Annotated in this window: 11 protein-coding genes, 22 tRNA genes and 1 rRNA gene; 5 read left to right on the top strand and 29 right to left on the bottom strand. The window is 38.7% G+C overall.

All coding sequences use genetic code 11. The features are described 5' to 3' along the window. Positions 1 to 2 precede the first annotated feature (2 nt). Positions 3 to 4,226: a S8 family serine peptidase gene (locus EKQ63_RS25905; protein ID WP_143881635.1), complete on the top strand. Its 4,224-nt coding sequence runs from the start codon at positions 3 to 5 to the stop codon at positions 4,224 to 4,226. A 170-nt stretch (positions 4,227 to 4,396) separates the two neighbouring features. Here the strand turns inward: EKQ63_RS25905 and EKQ63_RS25915 are convergent, their stop codons facing one another. The 24 genes from EKQ63_RS25915 to rrf all read right to left on the bottom strand — a co-directional run bounded on the left by EKQ63_RS25915 (position 4,397) and on the right by rrf (position 8,140). Beyond that, positions 4,397 to 5,341: an L-lactate dehydrogenase gene (locus EKQ63_RS25915; RefSeq protein WP_143881636.1), complete on the bottom strand. Its 945-nt coding sequence runs from the start codon at positions 5,339 to 5,341 to the stop codon at positions 4,397 to 4,399. Between the two features lie 714 nt (positions 5,342 to 6,055). After that, positions 6,056 to 6,127: transfer RNA gene (locus tag EKQ63_RS25920), tRNA-Glu, on the bottom strand. Positions 6,128 to 6,132: 5 nt separating this feature from the next. Continuing rightward, positions 6,133 to 6,223 (bottom strand) — tRNA-Ser (locus EKQ63_RS25925). Positions 6,224 to 6,230: 7 nt separating this feature from the next. Then, positions 6,231 to 6,305 (bottom strand) — tRNA-Asn (locus EKQ63_RS25930). Between the two features lie 7 nt (positions 6,306 to 6,312). Beyond that, a tRNA-Ile gene (locus tag EKQ63_RS25935) sits at positions 6,313 to 6,389 on the bottom strand. A gap of 10 nt (positions 6,390 to 6,399) precedes the next feature. Continuing rightward, positions 6,400 to 6,470: transfer RNA gene (locus EKQ63_RS25940), tRNA-Gly, on the bottom strand. A gap of 13 nt (positions 6,471 to 6,483) precedes the next feature. Beyond that, positions 6,484 to 6,559 (bottom strand) — tRNA-Lys (locus tag EKQ63_RS25945). Between the two features lie 10 nt (positions 6,560 to 6,569). Beyond that, positions 6,570 to 6,645: transfer RNA gene (locus tag EKQ63_RS25950), tRNA-Thr, on the bottom strand. Between the two features lie 14 nt (positions 6,646 to 6,659). Then, positions 6,660 to 6,735: transfer RNA gene (locus EKQ63_RS25955), tRNA-Phe, on the bottom strand. Between the two features lie 12 nt (positions 6,736 to 6,747). Continuing rightward, positions 6,748 to 6,823: transfer RNA gene (locus tag EKQ63_RS25960), tRNA-Asp, on the bottom strand. A gap of 3 nt (positions 6,824 to 6,826) precedes the next feature. Then, positions 6,827 to 6,903 (bottom strand) — tRNA-Met (locus tag EKQ63_RS25965). A gap of 27 nt (positions 6,904 to 6,930) precedes the next feature. Continuing rightward, positions 6,931 to 7,023 (bottom strand) — tRNA-Ser (locus tag EKQ63_RS25970). Between the two features lie 16 nt (positions 7,024 to 7,039). Beyond that, positions 7,040 to 7,116, bottom strand: a tRNA-Ile gene (locus tag EKQ63_RS25975). Positions 7,117 to 7,120: 4 nt separating this feature from the next. Beyond that, a tRNA-Met gene (locus EKQ63_RS25980) sits at positions 7,121 to 7,197 on the bottom strand. A 20-nt stretch (positions 7,198 to 7,217) separates the two neighbouring features. Continuing rightward, positions 7,218 to 7,290: transfer RNA gene (locus EKQ63_RS25985), tRNA-Ala, on the bottom strand. A gap of 16 nt (positions 7,291 to 7,306) precedes the next feature. Further along, positions 7,307 to 7,380, bottom strand: a tRNA-Pro gene (locus EKQ63_RS25990). 10 nt (positions 7,381 to 7,390) lie between these two features. Beyond that, positions 7,391 to 7,464, bottom strand: a tRNA-Arg gene (locus EKQ63_RS25995). Between the two features lie 3 nt (positions 7,465 to 7,467). Then, positions 7,468 to 7,556, bottom strand: a tRNA-Leu gene (locus EKQ63_RS26000). Positions 7,557 to 7,572: 16 nt separating this feature from the next. Next, positions 7,573 to 7,647, bottom strand: a tRNA-Gly gene (locus EKQ63_RS26005). Between the two features lie 29 nt (positions 7,648 to 7,676). After that, positions 7,677 to 7,757, bottom strand: a tRNA-Leu gene (locus tag EKQ63_RS26010). 22 nt (positions 7,758 to 7,779) lie between these two features. Continuing rightward, positions 7,780 to 7,855: transfer RNA gene (locus EKQ63_RS26015), tRNA-His, on the bottom strand. A gap of 9 nt (positions 7,856 to 7,864) precedes the next feature. Next, a tRNA-Thr gene (locus EKQ63_RS26020) sits at positions 7,865 to 7,940 on the bottom strand. A gap of 4 nt (positions 7,941 to 7,944) precedes the next feature. Continuing rightward, positions 7,945 to 8,020: transfer RNA gene (locus tag EKQ63_RS26025), tRNA-Val, on the bottom strand. A 4-nt stretch (positions 8,021 to 8,024) separates the two neighbouring features. Further along, positions 8,025 to 8,140: ribosomal RNA gene (rrf, locus tag EKQ63_RS26030) — 5S ribosomal RNA — on the bottom strand. A 731-nt stretch (positions 8,141 to 8,871) separates the two neighbouring features. On the opposite strand from rrf, the gene EKQ63_RS26035 reads away from it, so the two are divergent. Next, positions 8,872 to 9,552 (top strand): MgtC/SapB family protein, encoded by a 681-nt coding sequence (locus tag EKQ63_RS26035; RefSeq protein WP_000386681.1) that lies wholly within the window; start codon positions 8,872 to 8,874, stop codon positions 9,550 to 9,552. Between the two features lie 94 nt (positions 9,553 to 9,646). Then, positions 9,647 to 10,642: an ion channel gene (locus EKQ63_RS26040; RefSeq protein WP_143881637.1), complete on the top strand. Its 996-nt coding sequence runs from the start codon at positions 9,647 to 9,649 to the stop codon at positions 10,640 to 10,642. On the opposite strand, the gene EKQ63_RS26045 is transcribed toward EKQ63_RS26040, so the two are convergent. Beyond that, positions 10,629 to 11,042 (bottom strand): YugN-like family protein, encoded by a 414-nt coding sequence (locus EKQ63_RS26045; protein WP_016718787.1) that lies wholly within the window; start codon positions 11,040 to 11,042, stop codon positions 10,629 to 10,631. The two genes, EKQ63_RS26040 and EKQ63_RS26045, sit on opposite strands and share 14 nt — an antisense overlap. A 107-nt stretch (positions 11,043 to 11,149) precedes the next feature. Continuing rightward, the gene (locus EKQ63_RS26050; protein ID WP_087954953.1) at positions 11,150 to 12,502 is read right to left on the bottom strand and encodes a glucose-6-phosphate isomerase; all 1,353 of its coding nucleotides are present in this window, start codon (positions 12,500 to 12,502) and stop codon (positions 11,150 to 11,152) included. Positions 12,503 to 12,776: 274 nt separating this feature from the next. Between EKQ63_RS26050 and EKQ63_RS26060 the strand changes: the two genes are divergently transcribed. After that, positions 12,777 to 13,010, top strand: a complete 234-nt coding sequence (locus EKQ63_RS26060) for a DUF378 domain-containing protein (RefSeq protein ID WP_000105788.1) — start codon at positions 12,777 to 12,779, stop codon at positions 13,008 to 13,010. A 111-nt stretch (positions 13,011 to 13,121) separates the two neighbouring features. Here the strand turns inward: EKQ63_RS26060 and yugI are convergent, their stop codons facing one another. From yugI to EKQ63_RS26075, 3 genes are all read right to left on the bottom strand, one after another. After that, positions 13,122 to 13,466: a S1 domain-containing post-transcriptional regulator GSP13 gene (yugI, locus tag EKQ63_RS26065; RefSeq protein ID WP_000003767.1), complete on the bottom strand. Its 345-nt coding sequence runs from the start codon at positions 13,464 to 13,466 to the stop codon at positions 13,122 to 13,124. A gap of 253 nt (positions 13,467 to 13,719) precedes the next feature. Then, positions 13,720 to 14,910 (bottom strand): aminotransferase, encoded by a 1,191-nt coding sequence (locus EKQ63_RS26070; RefSeq protein ID WP_087954954.1) that lies wholly within the window; start codon positions 14,908 to 14,910, stop codon positions 13,720 to 13,722. After that, positions 14,907 to 15,404, bottom strand: coding sequence for an Lrp/AsnC family transcriptional regulator (locus EKQ63_RS26075; protein ID WP_000255706.1), 498 nt, complete (start codon positions 15,402 to 15,404; stop codon positions 14,907 to 14,909). The genes EKQ63_RS26070 and EKQ63_RS26075 overlap by 4 nt, the downstream gene beginning before the upstream one ends. Positions 15,405 to 15,522: 118 nt before the next feature. On the opposite strand from EKQ63_RS26075, the gene EKQ63_RS26080 reads away from it, so the two are divergent. Continuing rightward, the gene (locus EKQ63_RS26080) at positions 15,523 to 16,515 is read left to right on the top strand and encodes a 2-hydroxyacid dehydrogenase (protein WP_143881638.1); all 993 of its coding nucleotides are present in this window, start codon (positions 15,523 to 15,525) and stop codon (positions 16,513 to 16,515) included. The last annotated feature ends 86 nt before the right edge of the window (positions 16,516 to 16,601 follow it).

The raw sequence follows: 16,601 nt of genomic DNA on the forward strand, positions 1-16,601 counted from the left end.
ACATGAAAAAGAAAAATCGTTTTGTTACCGGAATTGTAACGGCTGGCGTTCTGTTTTCAACTGCCCTTCCGTTCAATGTACTTGCTGAAAATCCAATTAACCAAATTGACTCTTCAAACGCCCAGTCTTTACTATCAAAACTTTCTAAAGAACAGCGTCAGGCATTACAAACGTTAGATGCCAATCCTGGCTTTACGATTTCGCCAGATATTAATACGAGTAGTTCCGAACCAGTAAATATCATTGTAGAATTTCAAACTGCTCCAGTAAAAATTAATAAATTAAAGCAAAAAGAAAAAGGACTACAAGCTGCTCCTGAAAATATAAAAGCACGTATCGATCAAGAACATGAAGAATTCCAAAAAGGACTAAAACGTCTTCATCAATTCAGCCCATCAGTAAAGTCAGGGAATTTCCAGTCTGTACAAATTAAACGTTCTTATAAACATGCTATAAATGGGGTTGCCCTAACATTACCTGCAAATACAGTGGAAGAATTGTTACGAATTGGTGTTGTAAAACGTATTTGGAAAGATTACGAAGTGAAATTAAATTTACCAAAACAAGCAGAGCAAAAAGCACCTCAAAAACTAACAGATAGTATTCCGCAAATTGGGGTCGATAAGTTACATAGCGAAGGCATTACCGGAAAAGGAATTAAAGTTGGTGTATTAGATACAGGCATTGATTACAATCATCCTGACTTAAAAGACGTCTATAAGGGCTATCGTGCAAAACCAGGTGAAGATTCTAGCAGGGTAGACCCAAACTCCGTAAAAGGTTGGGACTTTATTAATAACGATGCGGATCCGATGGAAACAACTTATACAGAGTGGCAACAATCTGGTGCTCCTGAATTTGATGATCGTGGTTCTTCCTTCTACACAGCCCACGGTACTCACGTAGCAGGTATCGTTTCTGCTCAAAAGAAAAACACATCAGATTCCGCAGTAAAAGGTGTTGCACCTGACATTGAACTGTATAACTATCGTGTACTCGGTCCATACGGAAGTGGAGATAGTTCTGGTATTATTGCTGCAATCGATAAATCTATTTCTGACGGTATGAATGTTATTAATTTATCGTTAGGTGACGATAGCAACAACCCGCTTGATCCTACGTCTATCGCTGTCAATAACGCTATGCTTTCCGGTGTTGTTACAGTCGTTGCTGCTGGAAACTCTGGTCCAAACCCAGCGACACTCGGATCACCAGGTGCTTCTCCATTTGCGATTACGGTCGGGGCAAGTGATAGTTCTATTTCCTTGCCGAAACTATCAGGTCATGCTGGACAGGTACAATTCCCTAACTTAATTTTATTTGGCAAAAACTTCACTGATAAAATAGAAGATTTCAAAGGACAATCTTTACCTATTGAATCTGTAGGAATTGGTACACCTGACGAATTTAGTAAAAAAGATGTAAAAGGAAAAATCGCTCTCGTTGCACGCGGTACACTGTCATTTGATGAAAAAATTGCGAATGCAAAACAAGCAGGTGCAAAAGCCGTTATTATTTATAACAATGTGGACGGAGAAATTCCTTTCTACGTTGGCGAAAGTACAAAATACATCCCAGCATTCCGCCTAACGAAAGAAGACGGTGAAAAACTAAAAACTCAAATCGAACAAGGTAATACATCCTTTAGCTTTGACGAACTTAGTTATATTCAAACAGAAGGCGATCATCTTGCAGACTTTAGCTCACGCGGTCCTGTTACATCAAATGATGATATTAAACCAGATATTACAGCCCCTGGTGTTGCTGTACTTTCAACAGTACCTGAATATATTAATGACCCACAAGAGGGCGAAAACTATGACGTTTCCTATGAGCGTATGCAAGGAACATCTATGGCTTCTCCTCATATCGCGGGGGTTGCTGCTCTTATTTTACAAGAACACCCAGAATACTCTCCGTTTGATGTGAAAGCATCTCTTATGAACACAGCTGATGATTTAAAAGAAAAGTATTCCGTATATGAAGTTGGAGCTGGACGAGTAGATGCGTACAACGCCGTTCATACGGAAACAAGTTTTAAAGTGCTAGATACAACAAAAACAGTTGTAAATGATGAAGTAATTGAAGTGCCAGAAGAAACCGGATCCATCGCATTCGGGAAGTTCTATCAAAAAGACGGTGAAGCTCTTGAACAAAAACGAAATATAAAAGTACAAAATCATAATAAACAAGAGAAAAAAGAATTTAAAACAGAAATTTCTTATACACCGGCATCTTCTTCTATTAACGATGCTACCGCAAACGGTGTAAAAGTTTCTGTTCCAGAAACAATTACTCTTGATGCTGGAAAATCAGATGAAATTGAAGCAAAAATTAATGTTCCAGCCGGTGTAAAACAAGGCCGATATGAAGGATATATTCATATTACAAATACGAAAAATAAAGAAGAAACGTATCAAATTCCGTTCTCTATTCGTGTATCAGAACCTGGTATTGAAAATGCCATATTATCAAGAAAAGCAATTTCAACTGATACATCGAAATTTAATCCATACGGTGAATCATATGTACACGGGGCATTCCAATTAAATAGCGAACTTGAAACGTTAGATCTTATCGTGAAAGATTCGAAAACAAATAAAGCGCTCGGTTTCCTTGGGACATTAAACACGAGTGGACTAAAAACGGATAGATATTACTACTTAGATTCATTCTTTAACGGAAAAGTGTATCCTTTCACAAATGATCCTGCAAAACCAATTGGTGATGAGAAAATCAGCTTACCAGAAGGAGACTACACAATTGAGTTTGTTGGCTATGACAAAGCTGGGAAAGCACGTGTGAAAGGTGATTATGTCGTAATTGATAATACACCGCCAGAAGTAAAATTAACTGGATTAAAACCTGGTATTTATGAATTAAATGAAGAAAATTATACAGTAGAAGATGGTAAAAAAGCGTTATGGATTAAAGGAAATGTGTATGATTCGAACGTTGATTACTTAAAAGGAAAAGGGTTAAATATTACGCAAGAAGCGAATGGCGTTATGTATTATGACTATTCTCCATACTTGCATAAGTTTTTACCTATTAATGCAAACGGAGACTTTAAAGTTGGCATTACTCCTGAATCCTTTAAAGTGGAAGGTCCAATGAACACAGGCGTATATATTTTCGATTATGCAACTGCAGCTCTTGATTATCCAAGCGGTGTAAATAACTACTGGTTTATCCCGCAAGGAGCTCAATATGCGAAAACTAGCTATGATAAAAAAGAAGTATATAAAGGTGATGAATTCACTGTGACGCTAAACGCCAAACATGTGAAACAATTTGTTGCTGGGGAATTTAACGTAAAATTCCTAGAGAAGAACTTCAAATTTGCAAATGCGAAATTCAATCCTGCTTTTGAAAAACTCCTTTCTGAAAAAGGTGTAACGGCAAAAGTAAATGAACCGAAACTAGAAGCAGGCTCTGTTACAGTTGGCGGTGCTATCGATAACAAAAACTTCGCTGGATTAGATGGTGATTTCCCGTTCATTGATGTAACGTTCAAAGTAGAAAATGATGAGTTTTATGAAGCAAATGCCCAATTAGAGTCAGCCGTGTTTGTATACTGGAAACCAGGAGAAACAGAGCCAAATAGAATGCGTGTCCTTCAAGATCAATCATTCTCAGTTATGTCCTTAAACTCACTAGTAGAAGGCAATATCAAACCGGGCGCATTCTTAAATGAACGTGGATATTTAGATGAAAAGTTCGATTATACAAAGCTTGGCGTAAAAGTATATGCGACTGATTCTTACCGTCATAAGTTTGAAGGCTCACTAGATAAATACGGATACTTCAAATTAAATGGACTTCCTGTTAATAAACGCGACTACAACTTATATGTAGAAGTACCAGGGCATTTGACAAGCCGACTAACAACGAAATTAGGTACCGAGAAAGATGGTAAGCTAATTGGCCAATATTATTATGCACGCTTTGATGAAAACCTTGCAGGTGATGTAAATGGCGATAAAGTAATTGATATTAAAGATGCAGAAATTATCGCTAGCAACTATGGTAAAAAAGGGCTATCTGTGAAAGACGGCGACCTTAACAAAGATGGTATTGTCGACGAAAAAGATATTCGCTTCGTTGAAAAGAACTTCTTGAAAAAAGGTCCAGATGCATCTAAATCACAAACAGCTGTTGAAAAATCAAAAAGCGGTACACTGACAGATATTTTAAAGAAATTAGGATTAACACCTAAAAAATAATAATAAAGAGCACTCTACTTAAAGTAGAGTGCTCTTTTCTATAAACAACCCTGATCCAGCAAAAGGGGTATATTGGGGATATACAAGGGAAACCGGAAAAGGAATTTATATTAAATTATATGAATTCAGAGGTAGGAAGCGTGTCCCGCCCCTGAATGATTTAGCAATTATTATAGTACTGGTACCATTGTTTCTTTTAATACTTTTACAGAATGAGCGAATTTCGCTTTTTCTTCTTCATTTAACTCAAGCTCTACGATTTCACGTACACCTTCACGGTTAATTACAGCTGGAACACCTACGTAAGCATCTTTCTCACCGTATTGACCTTCAAGGTATGCAGATACAGTTAATACGCTGTTCTCGTTGTTTAAGATTGCTTTAGTTACACGAAGTAGTGACATACCGATTCCGTAGTAAGTTGCACCTTTACGCTCGATGATATGGTAAGCTGCATCACGTACGTTTTCGAAGATTTTATCTAAGTCTTCTTGTTTGTACTGTTCGTTGTTAGCTAAGATTGTTTCTAGTTTTTGTACACCGATAGTAGCGTGACTCCATACTGGAAGTTCAGTGTCACCGTGTTCACCAACGATGTAAGCATGAACGTTACGTGGATCTACATCTAAGTAGTCACCTAACATGTAACGGAAACGAGCAGAGTCTAAAGTAGTACCAGAACCAATTACGCGCTCTTTTGGTAAACCAGATTCTTTCCAAGTTACGTAAGTTAAAATATCAACTGGGTTAGTTGCGATTAAGAAGATTCCATCGAATCCGCTATCCATAATACCGCGAACGATTTGTTTAAAGATCTTTGTATTTTTCTCAACTAAGTCTAAACGAGTTTCACCTGGCTTTTGTGGTAATCCAGCAGTGATGACTACTAAATCTGCATCTTTACAATCTGCATAGCTACCGCTCCAAACTTTTGTTGGTGATGGAGAGAATGGTACCGCATGGCTTAAGTCCATTGCTTCCCCTTCTGCTTTTGCTTCATTAACATCTACTAATACAAATTCTTCAGCTACACCTTGGTTGATCATTGAGTAAGCGTAACTACAACCTACAGCTCCTGTTCCTACTAATACTACACGATTGATACCTTTTTTCATGGTAATTTCCCCTCTCTATTGTTCACATATATTTTTTATGATTGTTTAAGTAATTAATTAAAATACTAATTTAATGTTGTTTAACTTCTTTACACTCATATTGTAGCACGTATTATTGTGAATTACTTCACAAATTATGACCTATTTGTGAACTTTTTCACATAGAGTGTAAAGTTATTAGGATAGGCGTGGAATCCATTTCAATGGAGGCGTTTTCTTTAGATTGTGAAAGGAATTTTCTTATGTTTTTGTCGGTAAGTGAAATTATATCGGCGATTTTTAGAATATATCGACTGTAACTCCAAATATATCAGCGATTTTTGAAATTTATCGACCGTAACTCAAATTATATCGGCGATTTTTGAAATTTATCGACCGTAACTCAAATTATATCGGCGATTTTTGAAATTTATCGACTTACCGACAAAACTCGACAATAATGACAACATAAAAAAGCTGTCTCCGGTAGATCCCCTCCACTTAGAGACAGCTTCTTCTATATATTATTTATTTTCCGCGGTAGCTCTCAGATATATTAGCTGGAGTAAAATTTGTTAGATAGATCATTCCTTCATATCCATGCAGGTCCAAATAAACAACATGATTGTATTTACGGCTCTCTATATTCTTCTATTACATAAAAAAAGCAGACTATCCAAAGTCCACTTTTACACAACAAAAAAGAGATAGCAGATTATGCTATCTCTTTTAGTATGACCCGTACGGGATTCGAACCCGTGTTACCGCCGTGAAAGGGCGGTGTCTTAACCACTTGACCAACGGGCCAGTTCTGGCAGAGAAGAAGGGATTCGAACCCTCGCACCGCGTTCGCGATCTACTCCCTTAGCAGGGGAGCCCCTTGAGCCACTTGGGTACTTCTCTATAAATATGGCTCCGCAGGTAGGACTCGAACCTACGACCGATCGGTTAACAGCCGATAGCTCTACCACTGAGCTACTGCGGAACAATTATGGTGGGCCTAAATGGACTCGAACCATCGACCTCACGCTTATCAGGCGTGCGCTCTAACCAGCTGAGCTATAGGCCCATAATTGAAAAGCGGGTGAAGAGAATCGAACTCTCGACCAGAGCTTGGAAGGCTCTTGTTTTACCACTAAACTACACCCGCATTAAATTGTAAATGGTGAGCCATGAAGGACTCGAACCTTCGACCCTCTGATTAAAAGTCAGATGCTCTACCAACTGAGCTAATGGCTCATTTTGAAAGTGGTGCCGACTAGAGGACTTGAACCCCCAACCTACTGATTACAAGTCAGTTGCTCTACCAATTGAGCTAAGTCGGCTCGTGATTTCAAAATGGTGGCTCGGGACGGAATCGAACCGCCGACACGAGGATTTTCAGTCCTCTGCTCTACCGACTGAGCTACCGAGCCTTTATGTAAAAATGGCGGTCCCGACCGGGGTCGAACCGGCGATCTCCTGCGTGACAGGCAGGCATGTTAACCACTACACCACGGGACCATTTGGTTGCGGGGACAGGATTTGAACCTGCGACCTTCGGGTTATGAGCCCGACGAGCTACCGTGCTGCTCCACCCCGCGATGATAAAATATTTACTTTAGAAAAAATGGAGGAGGTAGAGGGATTCGAACCCCCGCGCGACTCTCGCCGCCTGTCGGTTTTCAAGACCGATCCCTTCAGCCGAACTTGGGTATACCTCCGAGATAGAAACGTCTATGGTGGACCTTGTAGGACTCGAACCTACGACCGGACGGTTATGAGCCGTCTGCTCTAACCAGCTGAGCTAAAGGTCCTTTATGGTAGCGGCGGAGGGGATCGAACCCCCGACCTCACGGGTATGAACCGTACGCTCTAGCCAGCTGAGCTACACCGCCATAAATGATATTAAGATAAGTGGAGCCTAGCGGGATCGAACCGCTGACCTCCTGCGTGCAAGGCAGGCGCTCTCCCAGCTGAGCTAAGGCCCCATGTTTTTGGGTAATATCGGGAAGACAGGATTTGAACCTGCGACCCCCTGGTCCCAAACCAGGTGCTCTACCAAGCTGAGCCACTTCCCGTTAATAAAAGCGCGCCCGAGAGGAGTCGAACCCCTAACCTCTTGATCCGTAGTCAAACGCTCTATCCAATTGAGCTACGGGCGCATATGGTGCCGAGGGCGGGGGTCGAACCCGCACGGTGGTCACCCACCGCAGGATTTTAAGTCCTGTGCGTCTGCCTGTTCCGCCACCCCGGCATGTCATATTGAAAATTGGAGCGGAAGACGGGATTCGAACCCGCGACCCCAACCTTGGCAAGGTTGTATTCTACCACTGAACTACTTCCGCAAGACATGTATGAGTTATTTAATTAAAAGTGCGGGTGAAGGGAGTCGAACCCCCACGCCAAAGGCGCCAGATCCTAAGTCTGGTGCGTCTGCCAATTCCGCCACACCCGCATATTAATTTACTTAAGAAAAATGGGGCGACTGATGGGAATCGAACCCACGAATGCCGGAGCCACAATCCGGTGCGTTAACCACTTCGCCACAACCGCCATGATTTCTGGTGCCGACTAGAGGACTTGAACCCCCAACCTACTGATTACAAGTCAGTTGCTCTACCAATTGAGCTAAGTCGGCTAAATGGTGGAGGATGACGGGATCGAACCGCCGACCCCCTGCTTGTAAGGCAGGTGCTCTCCCAGCTGAGCTAATCCTCCATTTGCCTGGCAACGTCCTACTCTCACAGGGACAAGGTCCCAACTACCATCGGCGCTAGAGAGCTTAACTTCCGTGTTCGGTATGGGAACGGGTGTGACCTCTCTGCCATCATTACCAGACTGTATTCATTTAAGACAAGAATTATTGTAACTCATTTAACTTTGAAAGTCAACAAGTTTTTTATATTCTTTCAAAACTAGATAACATTGCTTCATATTATATGGTTAAGTCCTCGATCTATTAGTATTCGTCAGCTCCACATGTCACCATGCTTCCACCTCGAACCTATCAACCTGATCATCTTTCAGGGATCTTACTAGCTTACGCTATGGGAAATCTGTCCGCCGCTAACTTCATAAGAGCAAGCTCTTAATCCATTCGCTCGACTTGCATGTATTAGGCACGCCGCCAGCGTTCATCCTGAGCCAGGATCAAACTCTCCAATAAAGTTAGTTTGTCTAGCATCTAAAATAAAAATTGACGTTTCACGTTGTTTGTTTCGTTCAGTTTTCAAAGAACTACTTGGTCGCTCATTTGCGACTTCCTTATGTTAACATCTTCGTTTTTCGATGTCAACTAAGTTTTTTAATTTCTTTTTTGTCGTTTTCTGCGTTTCCGCATCAGCGACGGTTATTAATATATCATGGTGAAAAATGAAATGCAACACCTTTTATAAACTTTTTTTAAATTAACTGCATTTCTTTTTTAATATCATATACTTAAACGAAATATCTCTTTCATTTCTAAGAGATTCCTACATATATTCTATATAAAGTCACTCTATCCAAAAACGTTTCTTTCTATAAAAAACGTTTTATTTATATACGATACCATACAAGGAGGAATATATATGGACTATACCGATTTATTAATCAAACTAGGTCTCTCGGCTATTTTAGGGTTCGCCATCGGTTTAGAGCGCGAATTAAAACGTAAACCACTTGGTTTAAAAACATGCTTAGTTATTTCTATCATTAGTTGCCTCCTGACGATTGTTTCTATTAAAGCAGCTTACAATTTACCACATACTGATCATATGAATATGGATCCACTTCGACTTGCCGCTCAAATTGTATCAGGGATTGGTTTTTTAGGTGCTGGTGTTATTTTAAGAAGAGGAAACGATAGTATTGCAGGATTAACGACTGCTGCTATGATCTGGGGCGCATCTGGTATTGGTATTGCTGTTGGAGCTGGATTTTATATCGAAGCGATTTTCGGAATGTGTTTCCTTATGATTAGCGTTGAACTTATACCATTAACAATGAAATTTGTAGGACCTAGATCCTTTCGTCAACGTGATATCGCAGTAAAACTTGTTGTGCGAAATATGGACAATATTCCGGTTGTAATTGAAGAAATAAAAGAAATGGATATAAAAGTGAAGAATATGAAGCTCAAAACATTGGAGAATGGCTCGCACTATTTACATCTTAAATTATGTATCGATCAAAAAAGACATACTGCTGATGTTTACTATGCTCTCCAGCATCTTGAAAGTGTTCAACAAACTGAAGTGGAAAGTATGTAACGTAAAACAAACTCTCTTTTAAATTAGAGAGTTTTTCTTTTTTCTATAATGGTAACAATGAATGTAGTCCTGCAAAGTAAGGAGGAATAAGAGTTTGAAATCCCGTCCAAATTTAGTAGATACATTTCGTGATTCCATTATTTTTCGTTTAATTTGCTTTATTAGTGTACTTACTGCTTTTTCTGGCTTTCTTATACATAGATTAGAACCATCGCACTTTACCACATGGTTTGATGGAATATGGTGGTCAATCGTTACCATTTTCACTGTTGGCTACGGTGACTTTGCCCCGCATACACTAATGGGCAAACTTATCGGTATAGGTATTATTTTATTAGGAACAGGATTTTGTTCTTATTATATGGTATTGTTCGCTACTGAAATGATTAGTAAACAATATATGAAGATTAAAGGAGAAGAAGCTGCAACTTCTAACGGTCATATGATTATCGTCGGCTGGAATGAACGGGCAAAACATGTTGTAAAACAAATGCACGTATTACAACCGAACCTTGATATCGTTTTAATTGATGAAACACTTTCTTTACTTCCAAAACCATTTCATCATTTAGAATTTATAAAGGGGTGCCCCCATCACGATCAAACGTTATTGAAAGCTAATATTACAACAGCTCACACTATATTAATAACAGCTGATAAAGAAAAAAATGAAAGCCTAGCAGATACACAATCCGTTTTAAACATTTTAACTGCAAAAGGACTCAATCCAAACATTCACTGCATCGCCGAACTTCTTACTTCTGAACAAATACAAAATGCAACGAGAGCTGGCGTGTCAGAAATTATAGAAGGAAATAAATTAACGAGCTATGTATTTACCGCTTCTCTTTTATTCCCTTCCATTTCAGGTGTACTATTTTCACTTTACGACGAAATCTCTGATAATAAATTACAACTGATGGAGCTCCCCCCATCCTGCACCGGCCAAACTTTTGCAAATTGTAGCTATACTCTTTTAAAGCAAAACATTCTCTTACTAGGTATAAAGCGCGACGAACAATATATGATTAACCCAGTTCATTCTTTTGTTCTCATTGAAAGCGACATACTCATTGTTATTCATCATTAGTAAAATGACGCTCTAGTTCCTGCATGAGCACTTTCCCAATATTGATATATTTTCTTTTTACATCTCCATCTGGATCTTTCGGCTCAGCAAATTGATCCAATCCACTCGTGCCGGCTGTTAACGTATTTACATGATCATCTAGTTCGTCTTGATATACGTGCGAAAGAATATACGGCGTTTCAAGACGGACTATTACGCCTGGCACATCTAATTCACCATTTACCGCTGTAAATGGCACTCGTAGAAATTGATAGCCATCTTCTTCATCAATTTTATAATCAAAGCATCCTTTATCATAATCCCAATTGCCCCCAATGCTATATCCGAGTGGCTTCATTATTTCTTCTAACTTATATAACGCATATGTACGTCCTTCTAAATTTGATTGAATCGGAATCAAGTCCATCCCTCCTAGACTTTTTTCCTTAGCATACCCACTCTAGTTGGAATATACTGATGGACTTTTCGATGAAATAATAAAAAGCGGCCGGATCCGGCCGCTTTTTATTATTTTAAACGCTCTTCTAATTCTGCTTTTAATTCTTCAAATCCTGGTTTACCAAGTAAAGCAAACATGTTTTTCTTATATGCTTCTACTCCTGGTTGGTCAAATGGATTTACGCCTAATAAGTAGCCGCTCATCGCACATGCTTTTTCGAAGAAGTATACAAGGTAACCGAATGTGTACTCATTTAATGCAGGAATATTTACGATTAAGTTTGGTACTCCGCCATCGCTATGTGCAAGTAATGTACCTTCGTATGCTTTCGTGTTTACGAAGTCTACAGTTTCACCAGCAAGGTAGTTTAATCCATCTAAATCGTTTTCTTCTGATTCGATTGTTAGTTCATGTGTAGGTTTACCTACTTTTAGAACTGTTTCAAATAAGTCACGACGACCTTCTTGAACGTATTGACCTAATGAGTGTAAGTCAGTTGAGAAGTTTGCTGAAGATGGGAAAATACCTTTTTGATCTTTCCCTTCACTTTCACCAAATAACTGTTTCCACCACTCAGCGAAGTATTGAAGTGCTGGCTCATAGTTAACAAGCATTTCAATTGTTTTTCCTTTATTGTATAAAGCGTTACGAACTACTGCATATTGGTAAGCTGGGTTTTCTTCTAGTTCTGATGTACCGAAGTCCTCACGACCAGCAGCTGCACCTTTCATCATCTCTTCAATATTTAAGCCACTTACTGCGATTGGTAATAAACCAACTGGCGTTAATACAGAGAAACGTCCTCCAACATCATCTGGAATAACAAATGTTTCGTAACCTTCATTATCAGCTAATGTTTTTAATGCACCACGCGCTTTATCTGTCGTTGCATAAATACGTTTGCGGGCTTCTTCTTTTCCATATTTTTCTTCTAATAACTTACGGAAAATACGGAATGCTAGTGCCGGCTCTGTTGTTGTACCTGATTTGGAAATAACGTTAATAGAGAAGTCTTTACCTTCTAATACATCCATTAAATCTTTCATGTAAGTGGAGCTAATGTTTTGTCCAACAAATAGCACTTGTGGAGTTTTACGTTGTTCTTTAGAAAGTGTGTTGTAGAAAGAATGGTTTAACATTTCAATTGCTGCACGTGCTCCTAGGTAAGAACCACCGATACCTACAACTAGTAAAATGTCAGAGTCATTTTTAATTTTTTCTGCGCATTTTTGAATGCGAGCAAATTCTTCTTTGTCATATTGAAGCGGAAGGTCTACCCACCCAAGGAAATCGTTCCCAGCTCCAGTTTTTTCGTGGATTGCGTGATGTGTTACTTTCACTGCATCACGTAAATAAGTGATTTCATGTTCACCGATGAAGGATAACGCTTTAGAATAGTCGAACGTTACATGTGTACTCATCTTTTTCCCTCCAATTATGGATATGTATTTCTGTATTCACTTTAGCGAAACTGAAGTTGTAAATCAAGCGATTAGCCAATTGTAAACGTAACCAATATATATTTTTTAGAAAAAGTTCATTTTTTGCATAAAAATTCGCATTTTTCGGTATAGATGTATATACATCCTGTTTCGAACATTTTTTATGTATAAAAACAACATAACTACCCCATTCTATAAAAGAGTTAATTAACTCATCGCTTGCTCATGCTTCACAATTAAGGGGGGCTTTTTCATGAGTACTTTACAACGTATCGCATTAGTCTTTACTGTAATTGGCGCTGTAAACTGGGGATTAATCGGTTTCTTCCAGTTTGACTTAGTGGCAGCCATTTTCGGTGGACAAAACTCCGCTCTTGCACGTATTATTTACGGCATCGTCGGTATTTCTGGGCTGATCAATCTTGGTTTACTCTTTAAACCATCAGAAAATCTTGGTACTCACCCAGAAACGAACGAAATTCGCTAGTCAGTATGTCCTTACTCACCTCCGACATACGAATATGATTGCCTGCAATCATATTTGCAAATATATATCATAAGAAAAAGTAAAAGAGGAACGCTCATATGCGCTCCTCTTTTACTTTGTTAACTCGGACTCTTCAATCCATTCTGTTAGCTTTTCTCGCAGCGTATTAAATCCGTCCTTAGATGGATTCGGTATAAGAATCCGTCCTTGTTTTCTTTTCGCCGCTTTTAACGATAAACTCATTTTTCTGTGTTCTTCATCAATTGAAAGTACTTTTACTTCTACTGTATCGCCGACTTTTAAAAAGTCATGAATATCCTTTACATATCCATTTGTAATTTCAGATATATGCACAAGTCCTTGTGTTTCTGCATCTAACGCTACAAATGCACCGTAATCTTGAATCCCAGTCACTTTCCCTGTTACAACCACTCCTGTTGTATATTGTTCTGACATATGAAACACTCCCATACGTTTACCATTTTCTCTACAATTGTAGATAGCAAAGCAGATGATTTATTGTTAAATATCCGATTAGTTCATACGTACCCTAAGTAAAGCAACTCAGGATACGCACACCTTATATTAGTAAATTATACCACTATGACAGAGCTCATTCAAAATTCATGAAAAAATTTCCTGAAATAAGTATAATTCTCCAATATTAGGATAGAATACTAACACATGGCTTTCTAGTATTCCCCCCCTTTTATGGACAAAACGTATTGTGTTTTGTCCTTTTTTTATTCTCTATAAACCGTTCCATTCTCTTCATTGCTTCCATAAGCTGTTCAAGCGATGTTGCATACGAACAACGAATAAACCCTTCGCTACTTTCGCCAAATACACTTCCAGGTACAACAGCCACTTTTTCTTCTAATAATAACTGTTCTGCAAATTCCGCTGAAGATAGTCCAGTTGAAGAGATTGAAGGAAAGACATAAAACGCTCCGCCCGGCACATGACACGTTAATCCCATGTCATTGAAAGATGTCGTCATAAAATTACGGCGTTTCTTATAACTATCTCTCATCCGAATTACTTCATCATTCCCCGCACGTAACGCTTCAAGTGCTGCGAACTGAGACATCGTCGGGGCACACATCATAGAATATTGGTGAATTTTGAGCATTAATTCTGAAAAATGAACAGGAGCTGCAATCATACCAAGACGCCATCCTGTCATCGCAAATCCTTTTGAAAATCCCGAAATTAAAATCGTATGCTCGCGCATATTTTTAATACTCGCGAAACTTGTATATGCTTCGTCGTATACAAGTTCTGCATAAATTTCATCAGATAATACGATTAAATTGTACTTCTCAACAATCACTGCTATTTCTTCAAGCTCGGACTTGTTTAACATTGCACCTGTTGGGTTATTTGGTGAACAAAGTAAAATTGCCTTTGTCTTCGCTGTAATAGCTGCCTCAATTTGTTCTGGTTGTACTTTAAATTCATTTTCTAAAGTAGTCGCCACAGGAACTGGAACGCCTCCAGCTAATGTCACAAGCGGGGCATAAGAAACGAAACTTGGCTCAATAATGAGTACTTCATCATCAGGATTTATAATGGCGCGCATCGCTACATCTAACGCCTGACTTGCTCCAACTGTAACAATGATTTCATCGTTTGGATCATAAGAAACTGCAAATTGTTTTTTTAGATACTTTGCTATTTCTTGACGGAGCTCCAATAATCCTGCATTTGCTGTATATGACGTATATCCTTGTTCTAAAGAACGGATACATGCTTGCCTCACATTCCAAGGTGTAACGAAATCAGGCTCTCCTACTCCAAGGGAAATAACACCTTTCATATTTGCTGCTAAATCGAAAAACTTTCGAATACCAGATGGTTGTAAAGATTCCGCTGCTCTAGATAGTTCAAATTGCTTCATGGTGTCACCACAATTCGCTTATCATCATCGTTTTTTTCATAAATAATTCCCTCATGTTTATACTTCTTCAAAATGAAATGCGTTGTCGTAGAAACGACAGATTCAATTGTTGCTAATTTCTCAGAAACAAACATCGCCACTTCTCCCATTGTCTTTCCTTCTAATGTAATAGAAAGGTCATATGTCCCTGACATTAAATACACAGATTTCACTTCTGAATAACGATAAATTTGTTCCGCAACCGCATCGAACCCAACGCCGTGCTTTGGCGTAACTTTCACATCGATCATTGCCGTTAAACCTGTATGTTCTTTCACCTTCGTCCAATCGATATGTGTGACATAATCCACAATAATCTTTTCCGCTTCTAATTTTTCAACCATTTTCTTTACTTCTTCTACTTCTATATTTAACAGCTTCGCTAATGTATCTACAGTTAATCGACTACTTTTTTCAAGACAAGCTAATAATTCTAATTCTTTTTCTGTCACCATATAAATCATCCTTCCTTTTCGTTTGTGTCTAAATTATACAAATACACTTTCCAGTTTGAAAAGAAGATTTTTTTAGTGAATTATGTCAAAATAAAGTGAAACTTTAATCAGTGGAAAAATGCGTGATAAAGCGAAAGGGGATGGAACCGTGAAACCAAAAGTTTATATTGCTGAACCAGTTCCAACATTTGTAGAAAACTATTTATCAGAACACTGTGATTATGAAAAATGGGAGCAAAATGAGAAGGTACCTCGTGATGTTCTACTAGAGAAAATACAAGATAAAGATGGTTTATTAAATTTTGGATCTGCTATTAATGAAGAATTATTGGAAGCGGCTCCTAACTTAAAAGTAGTAAGCAACATTTCTGTCGGTTACGATAATTTTGATTTACAAGCGATGGAAAAACGCCATGTAATCGGAACAAATACACCTTACGTACTAGATGATACAGTAGCTGACCTCGTTTTCGCTCTTATGTTATCTGCTGGTCGTCGTGTTTGTGAACTCGACTCCTACGTAAAAAATGGTGAATGGAATGCAGAAATTGGAAAAGAGCACTTTGGGCTAGATGTACACCATAGTACAATCGGCATTATCGGTATGGGACGAATTGGAGAAGCCGTTGCAAAACGAGCGAAATTCGGATTTGATATGAATGTCCTTTATTATAACCGTCGCCGTAAAGAAGAAGCTGAACAAAAATTCGATGCTACATATTGTGATTTACAGACGCTACTCAAACAGTCTGACTTTATCGTTCTTCTTACTCCATTAACAGATGAAACGTATCATCTTATCGGAGAAAAGGAATTTTCATTCATGAAAGAAACAGCTATCTTCATTAATGCTTCTCGCGGGAAAACAGTAGATGAAGAAGCGTTAATCCATGCGTTAACTAAAAAGAAAATCTTTGCAGCAGGCATCGATACGTTTACACAAGAGCCAATTCAAAAAGATAATCCGCTCTTATCATTACAAAATGTTGTGACTTTACCACACATCGGATCTGCAACATTAAAAACTAGGCAGCAAATGGCTATGACCGCCGCTGAAAATTTAGTTGCAGGGTTACAAGGAAAAATACCGCCTAATATTGTTCGCGGATAATATCGAGTAAACGAAAGGCAAGATGACATCGTCATCTTGCCTTTTTTTGTTAACATATTTTTTTCTGCCTTGGAGATGATATGAAC

The organism is Bacillus sp. BD59S (assembly GCF_007363175.1).
In the GTDB taxonomy this organism is placed as follows: Bacteria; Bacillota; Bacilli; order Bacillales; family Bacillaceae_G; genus Bacillus_A; species Bacillus_A pacificus.

Coding starts and splice junctions, on each gene's coding strand:
- EKQ63_RS25905 (WP_143881635.1), top strand. CDS start 3: ATGAAAAAGAAAAATCGTTTTGTTACCGGAATTGTAACGGCTGGCGTT.
- EKQ63_RS25915 (WP_143881636.1), bottom strand. CDS start 5,341: ATGAAAAAAGGTATCAATCGTGTAGTATTAGTAGGAACAGGAGCTGTA.
- EKQ63_RS26035 (WP_000386681.1), top strand. CDS start 8,872: ATGGACTATACCGATTTATTAATCAAACTAGGTCTCTCGGCTATTTTA.
- EKQ63_RS26050 (WP_087954953.1), bottom strand. CDS start 12,502: ATGAGTACACATGTAACGTTCGACTATTCTAAAGCGTTATCCTTCATC.
- EKQ63_RS26060 (WP_000105788.1), top strand. CDS start 12,777: ATGAGTACTTTACAACGTATCGCATTAGTCTTTACTGTAATTGGCGCT.
- yugI (WP_000003767.1), bottom strand. CDS start 13,466: ATGTCAGAACAATATACAACAGGAGTGGTTGTAACAGGGAAAGTGACT.
- EKQ63_RS26070 (WP_087954954.1), bottom strand. CDS start 14,910: ATGAAGCAATTTGAACTATCTAGAGCAGCGGAATCTTTACAACCATCT.
- EKQ63_RS26075 (WP_000255706.1), bottom strand. CDS start 15,404: ATGGTGACAGAAAAAGAATTAGAATTATTAGCTTGTCTTGAAAAAAGT.
- EKQ63_RS26080 (WP_143881638.1), top strand. CDS start 15,523: ATGCGTGATAAAGCGAAAGGGGATGGAACCGTGAAACCAAAAGTTTAT.